Origin of the sequence: Smaragdicoccus niigatensis DSM 44881 = NBRC 103563 (assembly GCF_000380645.1) — a bacterium.
GTDB lineage: Bacteria > Actinomycetota > Actinomycetes > Mycobacteriales > Mycobacteriaceae > Smaragdicoccus > Smaragdicoccus niigatensis.
In genome coordinates, this window is sequence record NZ_AQXZ01000018.1 from 716,233 (window position 1) to 733,845 (window position 17,613).

Consider the following 17,613-nt stretch of genomic DNA (forward strand, 5'->3'; position numbering starts at 1 on the left):
TCTTGATAATTCGATCGGTGGAGACTGATCGACGGCTGGTGAGGGGTTGTAATGCCTTTTCCTATGTGGATGGCGATGATGGAGACCTGGACGCACTTCCTGGGTGGCGGTATTGGAGCCCTCAATGCAGGAACCGGAGCCCTTTTCTCGGGCCTCGGGGACTTCATTGCAGCGTTCAATTAACTGAACCAATAATTGGAACGGGCCGGAACGAATACGTTCCGGCCCGTCCTAATTCCAGCACAAAAGTATTTCAGCACGGCTCCGGTTCGGCGTCGGTAATCGCGACGACCTTCGCGCACAGGCTCCGCAGATTGACGGCTTCACTTTCGGAGATCCGGTCGACGAACAATCGCCGAACCAAGTCCACATGATTCGGTGCCGCCTTCTCCAACAGCCGACGCCCTTCCGGCGACAGCGTCACCACGATGCCCCGCGCATCTTCCGGCGCCGGTTCTCTGGTGACCAGACCGCGAGCGTCCATTCGCGACAACTGCTTCGACAACCGGGTCTTGTCCCAGCACACGGAACGGCCCAGATCCCGGGCGCGAAGCTTGTCGTCGGGTGCCGCAGACAACGCGACCATCAGCTCGTAATCCGCCGCTGACAACCCATCCTTGGCGAAACCACTCGCCAGTTGCGCATCAATGCGCTGCCGAAGCCGGATGTACGCCATCCAGGTTTCGAACTCCTCTTCACTCAGCCAGCGGACCATGCGTCAAGGATAGGGCGTGGCGTGATTGCCGCAGCGTAACGCCCCAAACATATATTGAACGCATGGCAGTCACCTCCACGATGCTCCCGCTCGGCACCACTGCACCGGGATTCGCACTCCCCGACCCGACCGGACACACCTGGTCACTGACGGACATTCAAGGCGAGAACGGAACGCTCGTCGCGTTCGTGTGCAATCACTGCCCCTACGTCAAGCACATCGGCAACGACTTCGGGCGTCTCGCCTCCGAGTGGCATTCCGCTGGAATCGGCGTCGTCGCGATCAACAGCAACAACGCCGATGCTTACCCGGACGACGCGCCGATCAACATGCCGGCCGCGGCGGCCGAGTGGGGCTGGCGCTTCCCGTATCTGATCGACGAGGACCAGAGCGCCGCAATCGCTTATCAGGCCGCGTGCACGCCCGAGTTCTACCTCTTCGACCGCGATTTGGAACTTGTCTACCGCGGCCGCTTCGACGAATCGACGCCGCGGAACGGCCTCACGGCGACGGGCGACGAGCTCACCGCAGCCGTCACAGCACTCCTCTCGGGTGAGCCGATCAGCGGTGAGCAGCACCCGAGCATCGGGTGCAACATCAAGTGGAAGCCAGGCAACGCACCTGGCTGGTTCAGCCTGCTGAAGTAACGCGGACTAGCAGCAGCCACCGCCGCCGCAACAACCTCCGCCGGCGGACGGTGGCGCCTGCACCGGCAGCGACGACGCAGCAGAACCGCCTCCCACCGCGAACATCGAGATCAGCTTGACCGTGTTCGAGTGGCCCTCCGGGCAGATCGCCGGCTCGCTGGCCTGCGCCATCGGGCGATCGACCTCGAACTGCGTTCCGCATGAGCGGCAGCGGTAGTCGTATCTAGGCATTGCGGTGGGCGATCCTTTCGGCCAGCTTCTCGTCGTGCAGTGCAACGGCATCGAGGGCGTCTTTTAGTCCCGCGCGGGTGACTTCGCCGACCAGACGGTCGAGATGCTCATCGCTGATGCCGGCCAGGGCGTGCGCCAGGTGCGCGCCGAGGTTGGAGTCGACGAGCGGCAGCAGTGGGTTCACGTGCTCCCACAGATCCAGGCGCGCGGCCGCATCGACGAGTGACTCGACCACTTCGCGCTGATGCAGGACATCGACATGGACGAACGTCTGCAACGACTCCTCGGTCATGAGCGGGGCCAATGGCAGCGCGACGTCCCACAAGTCCTCGTCGTACGCACACTTGACCAGCCCGTTCATCAAATGAGGCTGGCGCGCGACGAGGTTCACGAGATGGCGGCGAAGGCTGTCATCGAGGTTGTCGAGCAGTCCCATCGCTTCGAGCCAGTGACCGCGCTCGTCTGCGACCTCCGTGATCGAGATGAGCCGATGCTCCGGCAGCATGTGGATGATCTCCGGCATCCGGCTCGTGTCCTCGATGACGAATCCCGCCTGCAGCAGGGTGTAGTCGTCAAGGTGCGCGAGCGTCTGGAAGATCGCCTCGTGCTTGATGTGGGCGACCATGCGGCCCATCGTGATGTAGTCGCCGGTGCGGCCGAGAATCTTCGCGACCTCCGAGACCAGCTCGTTCGGGACCTCGCCGAGAATCGCGCTGACGCGCCGCGGGTCGAGGAACGGCGCGACATCCGCGAGGTACTTGACCGGAAGCCGACTCGCGAGGTCCACGGCCTTACCCGACTCGGTCAACCCGGCGACTCGGGCGGCGAGACGCGGCGGGATCACGAGGGTCGCGATTTTTGCGCTGATCGCCGCCGGCACCATCCGCGTAGCCGCAGCCGATCCCTCGAGTCGCTTGCGGTCCGCCGCGAACATCATGTCCATGGCGTCTTCCCGGAACTTCCGGATGACTGACGCGTCCAGGTGCGACAGGTAAGCGAGGTCCTTGGGGTCCAGCAAAAGCAGCGCGCCGAGCTTGGTCAACTCCGCGCGCACGGGAAGGCTCGTCACAGACCAACCACCTTCTTGACCGCACCACGCAGCGGCCACGGAATGTGCTTGAGCGCCTCAGTGATCGACTGGTCAAGTTCGGCAGACTGCGTCTCGCGGGCCTTCTTCAGCGCGGACGCCAGGTGCTGAGCATCAGCGTCCGAAAGCGACTTCAGTTCAGCCGGCGGCTGGGTACGCAGTTCGACCGCGAGCGCGGAATGACCGCTCAAGGTGTGCTCCTTCGTTGGGCTTGCCCCGTCATGGCTAGCCGCCGAGTCGTTGGTGCATCTCCCAGACGATGACTTCGGCGCCTTGCTCCGACAGTAGAGCCTGCCCACCGCCACCGGAAACGCGGACCGCGTCTCCCTCGGAAAGCAGTCCCACGCCTTCCATCGACACCTCGCCCTGCACGACGAAAACGTGCAGATAGGGCGCGTCCGGCAGGACGACCTGGCGGCCCGGCTGCATGCGGGCCACGAGCATCGCGGCGTTGGTGTTGCGGATTCGAATGGCGGAGTCGTAGGTCGGCATTCCGGTCGCGACGGGAATGAGGTCACCGGCGTTCAACGGGGAGTCGATTTCCAACTGCTGATAGCCGGGATCGACGTCAGCCTCGTCCGGGATGACCCACATCTGGATGAACCGCACGGGGTCCTCGTGCGTCGCCGCCCCGAGTCGCCATGAGTCATTTCGTTCGGAGTGCAGAATGCCTGTCCCGGCGCTCATCCGCTGTGCGAGCCCCGGGTAGATGACCCCCGAATGCCCCATCGAGTCCTGGTGGACGAGCGACCCGCGCACCACCCACGTGACGATCTCCATATTGCTGTGTGGGTGGGTATCAAAGCCCTGACCTGCCGTGACGACGTCGTCGTTATTGACGAGAAGGACGCCGTGATGGGTGTTGTGGGGGTCGTAGTGATGGCCGAAGGAGAACGAGTGCCTCGAATCGAGCCAATCGATCTCGGTGTGGAGTCGATCATCTGCTCGGCGGACGTCGAGATCCGTCACGAAGCATCACCGGTTGCCACTGGCCGTCGGCGGTCGTTCGACCACTGTGACCAGGACCCCGGGAACAGCGCCGCGTCGACGCCGATGATCGACAGCGCCGCGACGGTGTGCGAAGCCGTGACCCCGGAGCCGCAGTACACGGCAACCGGCTTGGTGAGGTCGCCGAACTTCGCGCGCAGTTGCTCGGGCGTGAGGAACCGGCCATCGGCGGAGAGGTTGTCGGTCGCCGGTGCGTTGATCGCACCCGGGATGTGGCCGGCCTTGGGATCAACCGGTTCGACGTCCCCGCGGAAGCGTGGGTGTGCGCGGGAATCGATCAGAGTGCCGGACCAGTTCGCGGCGTCGTCGATGTCAATGGTCGGGAGGTGGCCCTCGCTCAGCGTGACGTCGCCTGGAGCATGCGGCTGACCCGCGCCTCGTTCGACCGGCAGATCCGCGTTGTGCCAGGCGTGCCAACCGCCGTCCAGAATACGGACGTCCTTGACGCCCGCCCAGGTCAGCAGCCACCAGGCACGTGCGGCTGACGTTCCGCCAACGGCGTCGTAGACGACAACCAACGAATCGTCGCTGATGCCCCACTTCCGCGCGTTTGCCTGCAGATCGGCAATCCGCGGAAGCGGATGCCGGCCCTTTGCCTTCGACGGCAATGCCGCCAATTCCGATTCGAGGTCTACGAAGATCGCGCCCGGGATGTGGCCGTTCTCGTAGTGGTTGCGGCCGTAGGGATCGCCCAGAGCCCAGCGCACATCAAGAACAACCTGCGCGGGCCGATCGGCGAGTTCAGCAGCGGTGATGAGGGTGGTCATCGGTCTAGCTCCGCTCGTAGCAGCGCGGCGATCGGTTCACTGAACGCCACAAATAGAACGGTACGCACGTCAGTGGTCGCCGTGCGTACGGAATCGATTGCATGCCAGACCGCATTCTCGAGTGGCCAGCCATAGATGCCCGCCGAGATCAACGGGAACGCAACACTCGTCGCACCGACCTCGTCTGCAACAGCGAGGCTACTCGTGTACGCCGAGCGAAGCTGAGCCGACCGATCGTGCGATTGGCTGTAAACCGGGCCCACCGTGTGGATGACCCAACGCGCGTCGAGGTTGCCGGCGGTCGTTGCGACAGCGCGGCCGGTGGGCAGTCCGTCTGGCAGGGTCGTCGCCCGAAGCTTGCGGCACGCAGCGAGAATCGATGGCCCGCCGGCCCGATGTATCGCTCCATCGACTCCACCGCCGCCCAGCAGGCTCGAGTTCGCGGCGTTGACGATCGCATCAACGGAGACGGTCGTGATGTCTCCCTTGATCACTTCGAGGCTCGTCATATCTCCATCATGCCGACTAGATCGACACTTGCCTATCTATCAGTTGTTACTTATATAATTGACTCATGAAGTTCTCGTTGGCCGATCACTTCGGTGCCACTGACCGCTCCCTGACCACCGCAATCCGAGACGGCAAGCAGGTTCGGATACTGCACGCGAACCGCACTTTCAACGCCACGATCGACGACGTCTGGGACGCCCTCACCTCGAAGGAACGCATCCACCGCTGGATGCTGACAATCCACGGCGATCTGCACGTCGGCGGCCGATTCCAATTCGACGGAAATGCCGGTGGCGAGGTACTCGCGTGCGATGCCCCCAGCCATCTGGCCATCACGTGGGAATTCGGCGACTCACTCACCTGGGTCGACGTGTTCCTCGAGACCGTCGACGGCGGAACCCTGTTCCGTCTCGAACACAGCGCGCCCATCGAGGACCTGACGTCGCCGCACTACCAGCAGTTCGGCCCCGGCGCCGTCGGCATCGGCTGGGAGATGTCACTCATGGGCCTCGGCGAGCATCTCGCCAACCCCGACATCGTCGTTCGCGAGGGTGACGTGGCATCGATGGACCTGTCCGGCTACATGCGCGACAGCAGCGACGCCTGGCGGGACGCCGCGATCACCGCCGGTGAAGACGCCGCCGTGGCCACCGCGGCAGCGGATCGCTGCCTCAAGGCGTACGTCGGCTGATGCACGCCTTCGACGTTCTCGGGGATCCGGTTCGCCGCCGGATCCTCGAGCTCCTCGCGTCCGGGGAACATGCCTCGGGCGAGGTTGTCGCGGTCATCGCGAACGAGTTCGGGATCTCGCAGCCCGCGGTGTCGATGCAGCTGAAGGTCCTGCGCGACAGCGGGTTTGCTAGCGTGCGACCGGAAGGGACGCGCCGGATCTATGCGCTCGACGCAGGCCCGTTGGCGCAGGTCGACGCCTGGCTCGGGCAGTTCCGAATCTTCTGGGAGCAGCGTTTGGACGCGCTGGAGACGGAGCTGCGGCGGGGGAAGCGTTCCGCGGAACGCTGAGGCCGGGCTACTTGTCAGAGGGTCGCAGTAGCTTCGATTCGAACACCGATTCGAATCAGGAGGTCGCCGTGACCGTGACCGTTCTCCACCCCACCAACCTGTTCGACGACCAGCCAGCCAAAGCGCTCTCCGATGACGACCTCGGCAACCGCCTCGTCGGATACGCAGGACAACTCGCCGCACTCACCGCACGGTTCCTCGAACTCCTCGCCGAATTCGACACCCGCAACGCCTGGTCCGGCGTCGGCATCCTCTCCTGCGCACACTGGCTGACCTGGCGCACCGGCATGACCCTGCGCACCGCCCAAGACCACGTCCGCGTCGCCCACGCGCTCACCGCACTCCCCCTCATCCAAAAGGCATTCACCAAAGGCGAACTCACCTACTCCAAAGTCCGCGCCATCACCCGCGTCGCCACCCCCGAACGTGAACCCGAACTCCTCACCATCGCCACCTCCGCCACCGCCGAACAAGTCGAACGCGTCGTCCGCGCGATCCGCCAGGTCGAACGCCACAAGCCCGACCCAGCACCCCCGATCGAATCCTCCGGGCGATGGAAATGGCACGACGACGGCAGCCTGTCCGTCACCCTGCGCCTGTCCACACTCGACGGCGCCCGGTTCCTCGCCGGCGCCGTCCGCGCCGAATACGAACGCACCCGCACCGAGGGCGATCCCGACGTTCCGCAGAACGTTTCACCCGAACCAGATTCACCCAAACCCCACCGCGACCTCTGGCGGCACGTCCCCGCCAACATCGCCCCCGCCGTACTCACCATGGCCGACACCGTCCGCACCACAATCCACATGCCCCACATCGCCCCCGGCGCCGAGGTCATCATCCACACGCACGTCGCGTGCGAGGACTCCGCTGAATCAGCGCCAGTACCGGACCCGCACCTGGACAACGGTCCCGCGCTCACCGACGCCGAGGTGGCCGAAGCCGAATGCTGCGCCACCGTCAGCAAAACAGTCGACAAAGGCGGCATCCGACTGCGGTGGGGCCGCGAACGCCGCACCCCCAACCGGCGCCTCGTCCAATACATCACCCAACGCGACCGCACCTGCCAGCACCCCGGCTGCGGCAGGACCCGCCACCTGCACATTCACCACGTCAAGCCCTGGTCACAAGACGGAGAAACCGACCCCGACAACCTCATCCTGCTGTGCTCCACCCACCACCGCGCCCTACACCGCGGCGTCTTCGCCATCACCGCCCACGGAAACGAACGGTTCACCTTCCACGATCCCCACGGCGCGCTACTGGAACCCGCACCCCCGCTGAACGCCAGCAACGACTGGTCACCGAACCGTCGCGTCCGGCCCGACGCCACCGTCCCCGTCCACGGCGGCAAACTCAGCCTCCACTACGCCATCGAAGTCCTCTACCGCACCTGGACCTACCGAGAGGAGCACCAAACCCGACCCGCAGCAGCCTGACCGCGTTCCGCGGAACGTTCGGTCAGGGTCGAGTCAGGCTTGCGCGGACTTCGGCCACGACCTTCGCGGGCGATTCGTACAACTCCTGCCACGAGAATTGGAGGACCTGCCACCCGGCGGTATCCAACGAGGCGGTGACCAACGAACTGTGGGACTGCAGGCAGCCTGCCCAGCCGTCGACGAGGACCGCGGTGCGCTGATCGGCGAACGCCACATCGAGCCGATGGCCGAGCACACGAACGTGAGCGGCCCAGCCGTCGATGCCCGCCCGGCGGAGGATCGTGATGAGCCGTTGCCGGGCGGCCGCCCGCGAGCGCTCGCCCGCTTCGGCGAGCAATCGGCCCGCCAACGGGGTGCCGGACCGACTCGCATTCCGGCGATGGCAGTCGACCAGCGATCGCATCGACACCCGCTTCGATCGCAACGCGTGGTCGATCAGTGAGGGATCGGCGGAATCGAGCACGGTCAGCGGCAGGCTCGTGACCTGCAGTCCGTTGATCACGACGACATCGTCGGGACGGAGGTCGCGACGTCGCACGCGTCGATGCAGCCGATACTCCAAGGCGCAGCGCACCGGGATGTTGACCCACGATTGCTCCGGCGCCGGGCTCAGGCCGTGCCACCACGCCGCGCTGGGGCCGAACGCGACCGCGTCATCGCCGGCGCTGTACACCGCGACGCGGAGCTCGGCGGGCGGCGTCATCCGACGATCGGCACGTCGATAGATGCACGGCGCTTCCCGCGTCCACTCCTCCGAGGTCACCCGTCGGCTGATCGCCGACCGGCTCATGCCCGCGGCGAACGCTTGGCTGCGGGTGATGATCCCGTCCTGCGCGGCGAAGATCCCATTCACGTCCACACCCATGCCGACGCACGCGGTGCCCCGCTGGTTCCCTAATCGCGGCGCGATTTCAAATAGGCCGTCTCCGCCGGGTTTCCCGCGAGCTCGATTGCACGGTCATAAGCCGCGCGCGCCTCATCGCCGCGACCGAGCCGTCGGAGCAGATCCGCGCGCGTCGCGTGGAATGGGTGGTAGCTGTCCAGGTCGAGCGAATCGACGATCGCGAGAGCAATCTCAGGTCCGTCGACCTCAGCGACCGCGATCGCGCGGTTCAGTGCGACGATCGGCGTTGGGGTGACGACCAGCAACCGGTCGTACAGCGCCACGACCTGATGCCAATCGGTGTCGGCTACCCGGGCAGCGTCGGAGTGCACGGCGTTGATCGCCGCGAGCAGCTGATACATGCCCGGCCGGTTGACCCGAAGACACCAGCGCACGAGGTCATGTCCCTCGGCGATCATCGCGGTATCCCACTGCAAACGGTCCTGCTCTCCCAACGGCACGAGCATGCCGTCCGCGAAGCGCGCCTTCGCCCGCGCGTCGATGAGCAGCATCAACGCGAGCAACCCGATCACCTCGGGCTCGTCTGGCATGAGGCTGCGCAGGACGCGCCCCAACCGGATGGCCTCGGCGCACAGGTCGGTGCGGAGTTCGTGTGCGCCAGACGACGGCAAATACCCCTCGTTGAAAATGAGGTAGACCGTCGTGAGCACGCCCCGGAGTCGAACCGGAAGGTCCTCGGACTGGGGCACGCGATACGGAATCCGCGCCACGGTGATCTTCTTCTTGGCCCGCGTGATGCGTTGCGCCATCGTCCGTTCCGGAACGAGGAAGGCCTCCGCAACCTCCGCGACCGTGAGACCGCCGAGCAGTCGCAAAGTCAGCGCGACCTGAACTTCCGGCGCGAGTGCCGGGTGACAACACGTGAACAGAAGTCGCAGGCGGTCGTCCGGAACGACGGAGATTTCGACGGGCTCGGGATCGTGCAAGATCTCCGCCGCGCGGTACTTGTCGTCGCGGAGCGATTCGCGGCGAAGCCGATCGATCGCCCGGTTGCGGGCCGTCGTCATGATCCAGGCGCCCGGATTCGGCGGAATGCCGTCCTTGGCCCACCGCTGCAGAGCCTCGGTGAACGCCTCCTGTGCCATTTCTTCGGCGAGCGTGATGTCTCCGAAGCGCCCGGTCAGCGCGGCGACCACCCGGCCGAATTCGGCGCGGTAGATGTCGTCGAACCTCACCGGCTTTCCCCGGGGCGCACGAGGCCATGGTTGAAGGCGTAGATGATCGCTGCGGCTCGATCGCGCAGCTCCAACTTGAGGAAGATCCGACCGATGTGGCTCTTGACCGTCACCTCGGAAATGTACAACTCATCGCTGATTTCGGCATTCGTGCGGCCCCGCGCGATGAGCCGGAGGACTTCCTGCTCGCGCGCGGTCAGCACGTCAACCGCAGAACCGTTTCGGTTCGGCGCCGCGACGAACTCGCGGTAGGCGGCCAACACCCGGCCTGTCACCCCGGGATCGACGTACGCGCCGCCGTCGGCGATGGTCTTCACCGCGCGAATGAGGTCCTCGGCCGGTGAGTCCTTGAGGACGAAACCCGCAGCTCCAGCCCGCAGCGCCGCGGACAACGTCTCGTCGTCATCGAACGTCGTCAGCACGAGGACGGGCGGATGATGCGGATTGGCCTGGAGCTGTCGCGTCGCTTCCACGCCGCTGACGTTGCGCATGCGGAGGTCCATCACCACGACGTCCGGCTCGACTGCCGCGACGGCCGCGCCGACCTCAGAACCGTCGGCGCACTCCCCCACGATGTCGAAGCCGTCCTTGCGTCGCAGGATTCGCTTGAGCCCGGACCGGACCAGTTCCTGGTCGTCGACGAGCAGCACTCGAACCGCAACATTCCCGGGGACGGCGCCAAGGCTCATTGCATCCACCTGCGCAAACGGCACAACGCCTGTTCATCGGCATTACTCGGGAAGATCGCGCGCACGACCCAGCCCTCGTCGGCGGGCCCGGCCTCGAACTCGCCGCCGAGCGCCTGCGTGCGGCGGCGCATGCCGGCCAACCCGGTGCCGCCATCGCGGTCGGGAGCGACGTGCGAACCATTCGGCAGCGTGTTTCGCACCAACAGGGCGACGCCCGCCTCGGACACCTGCACCCGCGCATCGACCACCGCGCCGGGGGCGTGCTTGGCGACGTTCGTCATCGACTCCTGGGCGATGCGGTACAGGCCCAGCCCGGTCGCGGGCGAGACACCTTCGGTCGAACCGTCCAACTCGAATCGCACGGGGAATCCGGCCCGCTCGAAGTCCTTCATCAAGGTCGGCACATCCTCGATGCCCGGTTCCGGAGGTGCGACACCCTCGGACTTGTCCAGCAGTCCAACGGTTTTCCGAATATCCGACATCGCTTGACGACCTAGGCGCTCGGCCTCGCGCAGTGATTCGACCGCGTCGTCGACGTCTCGATCGACTTCGAGCGCCCGGCGCGCGCCGGTCACGTGCAGCATCGTCACCGACAGCGAATGTGCGACCACATCATGGACTTCGCGGGCGATCCGGCGACGCTCGTCGGTAGCGACCTCGATCGCCCGAGCCTGCTGCTGCTTGCGCTCCTGCTGCAGTTGACGTTGCTGGAACAGCAGCATGAAGCCCGCCGACCAACCGAATTCGATACCGAGCAGGTACATGAAGCCGTTGTCGAGATTGCCCTGGAAGGTCGGCACGGCGACCAGCGCCATTGCCCCCGCCCAGATGATGAGGCTTTCGATCAGGTTCGACGTCGCCGCCGAAATCGCCACCGCGAGGATGAGCGTGAACGGCGCGAAATCCGGCGTTTCGGGCTGGGTGAGGAGAAGTCCGGTGCCCACGATGTACACGAGCCCGAAGGACCAGCGCGGAATCCATCCGACAGCCAAGAAATAGATCTCGGTCGCGAGCATGATGGCCAAGCCGGCCCACGTCCCCGCGGTACCCGGCCAGCGTTGCGCAAGCGATGCCCCCATGCCGACGAACAACGCGAAGTTGCAGAACAGCGCGATCCACACCGGGTAGTCGTAGCCCTGCTCCGCCATCCGGTGCTTGACATGCTCCACCAGTTGCACATTTCCAACTTAGAGCGTTTGGAAGACCTGAGGATCGTTCTGTGGGCGGGACCCGTCTCCTACCACGGTATGAAGCGAAATCCCTACCGTCGCACGGTTCCTCGCTGACCAACGGCTCGTAGCTTTGGACTCAAGGAAGAACCCCACCACTGGAGGTGAGCCCGATGACTTGGGCCGACGTTCACGCTCGCTACGACATCCTTGACAACGTTCTCGAACACGCCGACATCGATCCGGCAGGGGCGGTCGCCGACGCGTTCGCCGGACACCCGGACGCGGCTCGACTCTTCGGCAGCGCCGAAGGCATCCTGCAGGCGCTGCAGGCACGGTGGACCAACCACCTCAATGCCAAGCTCGACTATGCGATCGAGAAGGGCATCGAGCCGATGTGGGCCTGGCAGCAGTTGAAGGCCGAGCAGCCGCATCTGCGGGCCGTGCTCGACCGGACTGTCATTCGCGAACTGGTCGCGGCGTAGCGAACTGGCAGGCAGGGGTTGTCGGGGCTGAGGAGCCACGCCCCACTAGCAGGCTCCTCCGGACAGGTCGGCGATGTGGTCTTTGATCCACGCGCCGACCTGATCCAGCATCTGGACCCCGTCGTCGAAGGTCCCCGAGTTGGGCGTCGCCGCCATGGCGACAGCGACCTTCCCGCCGCCGGGAACCGACACGATCCCCAGCTGACGAACGAGGTACTTGCCGTCGACGCCGGGTCCCCAACCACCCTTGAACTGCGCGCCGTCGACGTTCGACAAACCCCACCGTTGGGCTGGCTGAATGTCCGACATGAGGTCGAGAACCTCTGGTCCACGCGCGATGCACGGCAGGTTCGCGGTGAACAGTGCCTGGTTGCGCAGACTCCACACGGTTTGCCCGAACGCTGAGTACTCCGACCGCGTGCGCTGATCTTGAACGACGGTCTCGTTGTCACCGCCGTCTCGCAGCACCGCGACGACCTTGACCGCCGCGGTCGCCGGCTCCCCCAGCTCGCTCCAGATGTGTTCGGCCGCAGCATTATCCGATTCGATGATCGAGGCCCGGACCTGGTCGGTGACCTGCCCCGTTTCGCGCACGTAGGCGATCGCAAGCGGCACCTTCGCCGTGGACCACGAGACGCCGGTGTTCCAGTCGCCGAAGACCTGCCCGCCCGCGCCGCCGATGGGCACGACCGCGACTCCGACGGTGCCGGGAAGCTGCTTCTTCAGGTCCGCAAAGCTCGCCGCCAGCCCAACGGTCACCGCGGGCTTGGTGTTCTCGGGCGCCTTACGCGTCGCCGTGAACGGTGCGACGGCCTGGGGCGGCGTGGGGTCTGGCGAGGTCGGACCGATCGTGCACCCAGCCGACGCCGCCGCAGCCAAAAGAGCGACCGCAGGTGCCATCACCCGCCGCCGCTTGAAGTCAGTAAAGATAAACCACCGCGTCATTGCCGCCTGTGCACGTTACCAGCGGTCCCGGCGCCGTCTGGCGACACGACATGTCGTACAGCTTCTTTGTGACCGGACTGTAGACAGTGACCGTTCGAGAACTCTCGGAGGCGGCGCCGCTGCGTGCGTACGCGATGCGGGCTTCCTCGGCGAACGGGCACGAGGTGGCCTCGTTTCCACGCGCTGACCTGGTGAATTCGCCCTGCGGCCCGGTGACCGCCTCGCACTGCACGGCGTCGGCGGGCAGATCGACCGGTCGCGCCCCGCTCGTCGGCGACAGCGTGGGCATGTCGCTTGCCAGCGATCCGGCGGTCGGACTTCCCTCGACTCCCGAGATGCGACTCCAGACGATCCACCCGGCACCGGCGACCGCGAGCAGCACGATGACCGCCACGATGGCGATGATCAGCGGCGTCCGACTGTTGTTGGGTGGCGGCGGCGGGGGCATCGGCGGGAGCAGATAGTCACCCGTCATCTCACTTGTCCGGTCCGGCTGGAAGCTCTGCTGCTCCCAGCCCTCGGGTGCGAATTGCGGCCCGTCATTCGTCATGGGACGTTGGCCTCCAGTTCGTCGAGCCAGGGCTTCGCACTGGAATCGCTCGGCGCCCGCCAGTCCCCGCGCGGCGAGAGCGATCCACCGGTTCCGACCTTGGGCGCGTTCGGAATCGCACTGCGCTTGAACTGACTCGTCCCGAAGAATCGGCGCAGGAACACACCGAGCCAACGCTTGATGGTCGGCAGGTCGTATTTATCGCCCCATGCGTGCGCCGCGAGGAAGGCCGTTCGGCTCGGGCGATAGCCGAAGCGCAGCGTGTAGTACAGGTGAAAGTCCTGCAGCTCGTAGGGTCCGATGGTCGCCTCGGAGCTCTGGATGTCCGCGCCCGGTACCAACTCGGGCGAGATCTCCGTGCCCAGAATCGACGTCAGGACCTCGTCGGCACCGGACCCGAATTCGCCTGTCTCGACAGACCATTCGATGAGATGACGGATGAGAGTCTTCGGCACCGACGCGTTCACGCTGTAGTGCGACATGTGGTCGCCGACGCCGTACGTGCACCATCCCAGCGCGAGTTCGCTCAGGTCGCCGGTGCCGACCACGAGTCCGTTGTGCGCGTTCGCCAGCCGGAAAAGGTGCGATGTCCGCTCCCCAGCCTGGACGTTCTCGAACGTGATGTCGTAGACCGCTTCACCGTTTCCGGCGGGATGTCCGAGGTCGCGCAACATCTGCATGCACGACGGCCGAATGTCGATCTCGTGCGCAGTGACCCCTAGCTCGGTCATGAGGCGACGGGCATCGTTGAGCGTCCGGTCGCTCGTCGCAAAACCGGGCATCGTGTACGCCAGGACATTCGCGCGCGGCAACCCGAGCCGGTCCATCGTCTTGGCACAGACGATGAGCGCCTGGGTCGAGTCGAGCCCGCCCGAGACGCCGATGACCAGGTGCTGCATCCCCGTCACGCGTAACCGGGTCGACAGCCCTTCAACCTGGATGTGGTGCACTTCCTCGCATCGCGCGTGCCGCGTCGCCGGGTTGGCCGGGACGTAGGGAAAGCGCTCGAACTGACGTTGCAGCGGCACTTCACCCGACGGAATGTGCACGTAGGCGGGCACGCGCCGGTAGGTCAGCCGGTCGCGAAGGTCGGCAATGCTGTCTCCGAAACTCGTCATTCCGAGTCGGTCGGCGGCAAGGCGCTGGAGGTCGAGATCGGCGGTCACGAATCGTCCGCTGTCCTCGAAACGAGCTCCCTCCGCGAGCAACGTCCCGTTCTCGACGATGAGGCTCTGCCCGTCCCAGGCCATGTCGGTCGTCGATTCGCCATGTCCGGCAGCCGAATACAGGTAGGCGGCGAGATACCGGGCCGACAACGACTGGCACAGTTCGCGCCGGTAGTCCGGCTTGCCGATCACCGCGTTGCTCGCCGACAGGTTCACCAGCACAGTGGCTCCGGCGAGCGCTGCGTAGCCCGACGGCGGAAACGGCACCCAGGCGTCTTCGCAGATCTCGACGCCGACGACGAATCCCGGCAGATTGCGCGCCTCGATCAGGATGTCCGTACCAAACGGGACAGTCTGCTCACCGATCGTGATCGTGTCGACGATCGCTTCGCGAGCCGCCGCGAACTGGCGCTTCTCATAGAACTCGCGATAGTTCGGCAGGTAGCTCTTCGGAATCGCGCCCAGAACCATGCCGTCGTTGACCACGAGGGCGCAGTTGAACAGCCGATTGTGCACGCGGATCGGGGCGCCGACCAGCATCATCGTCCCGATGTGCCGGCTGGCCTCGACGACGTCCTGAACCGCCTGCTCGACGGCGGCGTCCAGCGCATCCTGATGGAACAGATCGTCGGCGGTGTAGCTCGACAAGCCGAGTTCCGGAAACACCGTCAGCACAGCACCCGCCTCCGCAGCCTCCCGCGCGAGCGCGATCGTCTGCTCGGCGTTGTAGGCGGGGTCGGCGACCTTGACATGGGGCACGGCGACCGCGACCCGCGCGAAACCGTGGCGGTACAGCGAATTGAACGGCAAGGTCACACGAGCAATTTACCTAGTAACTGCGCCATAGATGCTGGTGTGACTAACCTGCGGCCTAACCTGAACAGTAGGTGAATACGAAACGAACACGGAGGTGGCGATGGCACGGTCCGGCTGGGACCACCGGCGCGAGCAGCTCGCAGGTGCGCTTTGGGTCATCCCCGTTCTGTTCGCCATCGTCGCGCTCATCAGCGGCTGGGCGCTGTCGTACGTCGAAGAACCGAAGGCCGGCTGGATCAAGCCGTTCATCTACCAGGGCTCGGCAGAGGAAGCCCGCCGTCTCCTGCTCACGCTCGCCACGTCGATCGTCGGGGTTCTCGCACTCGTCATCGGTTTGAGCATGGTCGGCCTGCAGATGGCCGCGAACCGCTACTCGCCCCGACTGCTGCGCAACTATCTCCGAGACCGGCCGGCTCAGTTCACGCTCGGGGTCTTCGTCGGAGCCTTCACGTACAACGCCGCCGGACTTTTCACCGTCGGCGGCGACACCTCGGCCGAATACCCACGCCTCGCCGTCACCGTCGGACTCGGCTCGCTATTCGTCTGCATTGCCGCCCTCGTCTACTACGTGGACCACATGATGCACTCGATTCAATTGGACCGGGTCCTGGCGAAGATCGGCATCGCGACCGCGAAGACGATCGAACGGCATCCGCCGGGGATCGGGCGAAACAGCGGCCGGGAAACGATCGCAATTCCGCGACCGGACGACGCGACGCGGCTGGTGTCGCCGCATTACGGCTATCTGCAGGCCGTCTATGTCGACCAGATTGTCACCGCTGCCGCGGCGCGCGGCCTGACCGTCGAACTCGCCGCCGGAATCGGCGACCACGTGATCTCGGGGTCCACGCTGGGCTGGGTGTGGGATTCGAAGCAGACCGGCGGCGCCGTGGCGAACCTCCTGACCCGCTCACCGGAGAACTACGTGCGCATCGGATTCGAGCGCACGATGCATCAGGACGTTTCCGTCGGTCTCATTCAGATCGTCGACATCTCACTTCGGTCGATGCACGACTTCGACTACAACACGTCGATCCAGGCCGCCAACGAGCTCGGCATCCTGTTGTCGAAGCTCGGTGAGCTGCCGCTGGGCCCGGAGGTGTTCCGGGACGACAACAACATCGCCCGCCTCATCGTTCCGGCGCCCCGATTCGCCGACTATCTCGACCTCGCGTGCGGGCAGATTCGTCGTCGTGGCGCGGGCGAACCGGTCGTGCTCAAAGCGGTGCTGACGATGCTGCACCAGGTCGGCGCAGTGGTGACCGACTCCGGACGCAAGGCAACGATCGGTTCCAACATCGAAGCCGTGGTCGCGACCGTCGAGCGCTCGGTCAGCGAGAAGTCGGACAAGAAGCAGGTCGAGCGGCTCTTCGACCATGAGGACTCCGGCTTTACGGCTTGAGCACCCGCACGAAGAAGTTCGTCTGATCGACGATCGCCTTCTCGAACGCTGATCCGGTGTAGATCTCGAAGTGCCCGAACGGGTATCGCACGATCTCGCCCTTCGGCGCCAACGCGGCGTACTTCATCGTCGGTCCCGGAGGTGCGACGGAGTCCTTGTCGCACACCGAGAACATGATCGGGCACTTCACGTCCTTCGCCCGACGCCCCGGATGGTGCAGCGTGATCGCGGCACCCACCCGGGCGGCGACGGCGTTCGTGAAGTCGAGCCCGTCGGGAACCAGACCGAGATATCCCGGGATGACGTCCGCTGCGTTCATGAGCGCAGCCGAACCCGGCTTGCCGGCCAGCGGAACCATGACCGGGTCGGCATGCGCCGCCGCGGCCGCGAGGTCGGCCGTCGCCAAGGCACTGACCTTGGCGAGACCGAGGATCCCGAGGGTCCGACTCGACGCGCTTCCGCTCGTGAACGGGCACTGCGAGACGACCGCGCCGACTTCCGGATGGTTGGCGGCGGTGACGATGACGTGGCCACCGCCGAACGACGTTCCGAACAATCCGATGCGCGTCGGATCGGCACCGGCGATCGACTTCGCAAAGTCGATCGCCTCGGACCAGTCCTCGAGCTGACGATCGATGTCGAGCAACTGCCGAGGCTCACCGCCGCTGCCACCGAAGTGCCGGTAATCGAACACAAGGCAGATGAAGCCAGCGGCGGTGAATCGACTCGCATAGGCGTCGAGGCCCATTTCCTTGACCGCGCCGAGTCCGTGGCCGAGCACGATGACCGGTCGCGGTCCCTCGAACCCGTCCGGGCGGTAGAGCCAAGCGGCACATGTGGTTCCGTGCGAGTCGAACGTGACATCGGTCCTGGTCGGCATGCTCCGAT

General features: G+C 65.4%; 21 protein-coding genes. 6 read left to right on the forward strand and 15 right to left on the reverse strand.

Going from position 1 to position 17,613, the window contains the following annotated elements:
- Positions 1-253: 253 nt before the first annotated feature.
- Complete coding sequence (locus F600_RS0119690; RefSeq protein WP_018162367.1) at positions 254-715, reverse strand: MarR family winged helix-turn-helix transcriptional regulator; 462 nt, start codon at positions 713-715, stop codon at positions 254-256.
- 62 nt (positions 716-777) lie between these two features.
- Here F600_RS0119690 and F600_RS0119695 point away from each other — a divergent pair, with 62 nt between their 5' ends.
- A complete protein-coding gene (locus F600_RS0119695) occupies positions 778-1,362 on the forward strand; it encodes a thioredoxin family protein (RefSeq protein WP_018162368.1) in 585 nt (194 codons plus the stop codon).
- 6 nt (positions 1,363-1,368) lie between these two features.
- Here the strand turns inward: F600_RS0119695 and F600_RS0119700 are convergent, their stop codons facing one another.
- Genes F600_RS0119700 through F600_RS0119725 form a run of 6 tightly spaced genes read right to left on the reverse strand, consistent with a single transcriptional unit; the run spans position 1,369 to position 4,964 of the window.
- On the reverse strand, positions 1,369-1,593 hold the full coding sequence (locus F600_RS0119700; protein WP_026306741.1) for an FmdB family zinc ribbon protein: 225 nt from the start codon (positions 1,591-1,593) through the stop codon (positions 1,369-1,371).
- Entirely contained in the window at positions 1,586-2,662 is a 1,077-nt protein-coding gene (locus F600_RS30695; RefSeq protein WP_018162370.1) for a hypothetical protein, read from the reverse strand. Before F600_RS30695 ends, F600_RS0119700 begins: the two co-directional genes overlap by 8 nt.
- Positions 2,659-2,871, reverse strand: a complete 213-nt coding sequence (locus F600_RS0119710) for a hypothetical protein (RefSeq protein WP_018162371.1) — start codon at positions 2,869-2,871, stop codon at positions 2,659-2,661. Before F600_RS0119710 ends, F600_RS30695 begins: the two co-directional genes overlap by 4 nt.
- A 34-nt stretch (positions 2,872-2,905) precedes the next feature.
- Positions 2,906-3,649, reverse strand: a complete 744-nt coding sequence (locus F600_RS0119715) for a pirin family protein (RefSeq protein ID WP_018162372.1) — start codon at positions 3,647-3,649, stop codon at positions 2,906-2,908.
- Positions 3,646-4,455, reverse strand: a complete 810-nt coding sequence (locus tag F600_RS0119720; protein ID WP_018162373.1) for a sulfurtransferase — start codon at positions 4,453-4,455, stop codon at positions 3,646-3,648. Before F600_RS0119720 ends, F600_RS0119715 begins: the two co-directional genes overlap by 4 nt.
- A complete protein-coding gene (locus F600_RS0119725; RefSeq protein WP_018162374.1) occupies positions 4,452-4,964 on the reverse strand; it encodes an O-acetyl-ADP-ribose deacetylase in 513 nt (170 codons plus the stop codon). The genes F600_RS0119720 and F600_RS0119725 overlap by 4 nt, the downstream gene beginning before the upstream one ends.
- A 65-nt stretch (positions 4,965-5,029) precedes the next feature.
- Between F600_RS0119725 and F600_RS0119730 the strand changes: the two genes are divergently transcribed.
- The 3 genes from F600_RS0119730 (at position 5,030) to F600_RS0119740 (ending at position 7,424) form a co-directional block, all read left to right on the forward strand.
- Complete coding sequence (locus F600_RS0119730; RefSeq protein WP_018162375.1) at positions 5,030-5,656, forward strand: SRPBCC family protein; 627 nt, start codon at positions 5,030-5,032, stop codon at positions 5,654-5,656.
- Entirely contained in the window at positions 5,656-5,985 is a 330-nt protein-coding gene (locus F600_RS0119735) for an ArsR/SmtB family transcription factor (RefSeq protein ID WP_018162376.1), read from the forward strand. Before F600_RS0119730 ends, F600_RS0119735 begins: the two co-directional genes overlap by 1 nt.
- 68 nt (positions 5,986-6,053) lie before the next feature.
- Positions 6,054-7,424 (forward strand): HNH endonuclease, encoded by a 1,371-nt coding sequence (locus F600_RS0119740; protein ID WP_018162377.1) that lies wholly within the window; start codon positions 6,054-6,056, stop codon positions 7,422-7,424.
- 22 nt (positions 7,425-7,446) lie between these two features.
- Here the strand turns inward: F600_RS0119740 and F600_RS0119745 are convergent, their stop codons facing one another.
- From F600_RS0119745 to F600_RS0119760, 4 genes are read right to left on the reverse strand one after another with little or no spacing between them, the layout of a single operon-like run.
- Positions 7,447-8,277: a type IV toxin-antitoxin system AbiEi family antitoxin domain-containing protein gene (locus F600_RS0119745; RefSeq protein ID WP_156024686.1), complete on the reverse strand. Its 831-nt coding sequence runs from the start codon at positions 8,275-8,277 to the stop codon at positions 7,447-7,449.
- Between the two features lie 41 nt (positions 8,278-8,318).
- Complete coding sequence (locus F600_RS0119750) at positions 8,319-9,503, reverse strand: RNA polymerase sigma factor (protein ID WP_018162379.1); 1,185 nt, start codon at positions 9,501-9,503, stop codon at positions 8,319-8,321.
- Positions 9,500-10,192, reverse strand: coding sequence for a response regulator transcription factor (locus F600_RS0119755; RefSeq protein ID WP_018162380.1), 693 nt, complete (start codon positions 10,190-10,192; stop codon positions 9,500-9,502). The genes F600_RS0119750 and F600_RS0119755 overlap by 4 nt, the downstream gene beginning before the upstream one ends.
- Complete coding sequence (locus F600_RS0119760; protein WP_156024687.1) at positions 10,189-11,361, reverse strand: sensor histidine kinase; 1,173 nt, start codon at positions 11,359-11,361, stop codon at positions 10,189-10,191. The genes F600_RS0119755 and F600_RS0119760 overlap by 4 nt, the downstream gene beginning before the upstream one ends.
- Positions 11,362-11,534: 173 nt before the next feature.
- On the opposite strand from F600_RS0119760, the gene F600_RS29065 reads away from it, so the two are divergent.
- A complete protein-coding gene (locus tag F600_RS29065; protein WP_051090880.1) occupies positions 11,535-11,846 on the forward strand; it encodes a hypothetical protein in 312 nt (103 codons plus the stop codon).
- Positions 11,847-11,891: 45 nt separating this feature from the next.
- On the opposite strand, the gene F600_RS0119770 is transcribed toward F600_RS29065, so the two are convergent.
- The 3 genes from F600_RS0119770 to F600_RS0119780 are packed head-to-tail and all read right to left on the reverse strand — an operon-like array spanning position 11,892 to position 15,323.
- Positions 11,892-12,746: a serine hydrolase gene (locus tag F600_RS0119770; protein ID WP_018162383.1), complete on the reverse strand. Its 855-nt coding sequence runs from the start codon at positions 12,744-12,746 to the stop codon at positions 11,892-11,894.
- A gap of 19 nt (positions 12,747-12,765) precedes the next feature.
- Positions 12,766-13,341: a hypothetical protein gene (locus F600_RS30700; RefSeq protein ID WP_018162384.1), complete on the reverse strand. Its 576-nt coding sequence runs from the start codon at positions 13,339-13,341 to the stop codon at positions 12,766-12,768.
- On the reverse strand, positions 13,338-15,323 hold the full coding sequence (locus F600_RS0119780) for an NAD(+) synthase (protein WP_018162385.1): 1,986 nt from the start codon (positions 15,321-15,323) through the stop codon (positions 13,338-13,340). The genes F600_RS30700 and F600_RS0119780 overlap by 4 nt, the downstream gene beginning before the upstream one ends.
- Before the next feature lie 100 nt (positions 15,324-15,423).
- Between F600_RS0119780 and F600_RS0119785 the strand changes: the two genes are divergently transcribed.
- Positions 15,424-16,725 carry a DUF2254 domain-containing protein gene (locus F600_RS0119785; RefSeq protein WP_026306746.1) on the forward strand — a complete coding sequence of 434 codons (1,302 nt, stop codon included), beginning with the start codon at positions 15,424-15,426 and terminating at the stop codon, positions 16,723-16,725.
- Here the strand turns inward: F600_RS0119785 and F600_RS0119790 are convergent.
- Positions 16,715-17,605, reverse strand: a complete 891-nt coding sequence (locus tag F600_RS0119790) for an alpha/beta hydrolase (protein WP_018162387.1) — start codon at positions 17,603-17,605, stop codon at positions 16,715-16,717. The two genes, F600_RS0119785 and F600_RS0119790, sit on opposite strands and share 11 nt — an antisense overlap.
- Between the last annotated feature and the right edge of the window lie 8 nt (positions 17,606-17,613).

What these genes read in the sequence shown, in the direction of transcription:
- F600_RS0119735 (WP_018162376.1), top strand. Translation starts at nt 5,656, where the DNA reads ATGCACGCCTTCGACGTTCTCGGGGATCCGGTTCGCCGCCGGATCCTC.
- F600_RS0119725 (WP_018162374.1), bottom strand. Translation starts at nt 4,964, where the DNA reads ATGACGAGCCTCGAAGTGATCAAGGGAGACATCACGACCGTCTCCGTT.
- F600_RS0119695 (WP_018162368.1), top strand. Translation starts at nt 778, where the DNA reads ATGGCAGTCACCTCCACGATGCTCCCGCTCGGCACCACTGCACCGGGA.
- F600_RS0119770 (WP_018162383.1), bottom strand. Translation starts at nt 12,746, where the DNA reads ATGGCACCTGCGGTCGCTCTTTTGGCTGCGGCGGCGTCGGCTGGGTGC.
- F600_RS0119755 (WP_018162380.1), bottom strand. Translation starts at nt 10,192, where the DNA reads ATGAGCCTTGGCGCCGTCCCCGGGAATGTTGCGGTTCGAGTGCTGCTC.
- F600_RS0119790 (WP_018162387.1), bottom strand. Translation starts at nt 17,605, where the DNA reads ATGCCGACCAGGACCGATGTCACGTTCGACTCGCACGGAACCACATGT.
- F600_RS30700 (WP_018162384.1), bottom strand. Translation starts at nt 13,341, where the DNA reads ATGACGAATGACGGGCCGCAATTCGCACCCGAGGGCTGGGAGCAGCAG.
- F600_RS0119720 (WP_018162373.1), bottom strand. Translation starts at nt 4,455, where the DNA reads ATGACCACCCTCATCACCGCTGCTGAACTCGCCGATCGGCCCGCGCAG.
- F600_RS0119730 (WP_018162375.1), top strand. Translation starts at nt 5,030, where the DNA reads ATGAAGTTCTCGTTGGCCGATCACTTCGGTGCCACTGACCGCTCCCTG.
- F600_RS0119700 (WP_026306741.1), bottom strand. Translation starts at nt 1,593, where the DNA reads ATGCCTAGATACGACTACCGCTGCCGCTCATGCGGAACGCAGTTCGAG.
- F600_RS0119785 (WP_026306746.1), top strand. Translation starts at nt 15,424, where the DNA reads ATGGCACGGTCCGGCTGGGACCACCGGCGCGAGCAGCTCGCAGGTGCG.
- F600_RS29065 (WP_051090880.1), top strand. Translation starts at nt 11,535, where the DNA reads ATGACTTGGGCCGACGTTCACGCTCGCTACGACATCCTTGACAACGTT.
- F600_RS0119690 (WP_018162367.1), bottom strand. Translation starts at nt 715, where the DNA reads ATGGTCCGCTGGCTGAGTGAAGAGGAGTTCGAAACCTGGATGGCGTAC.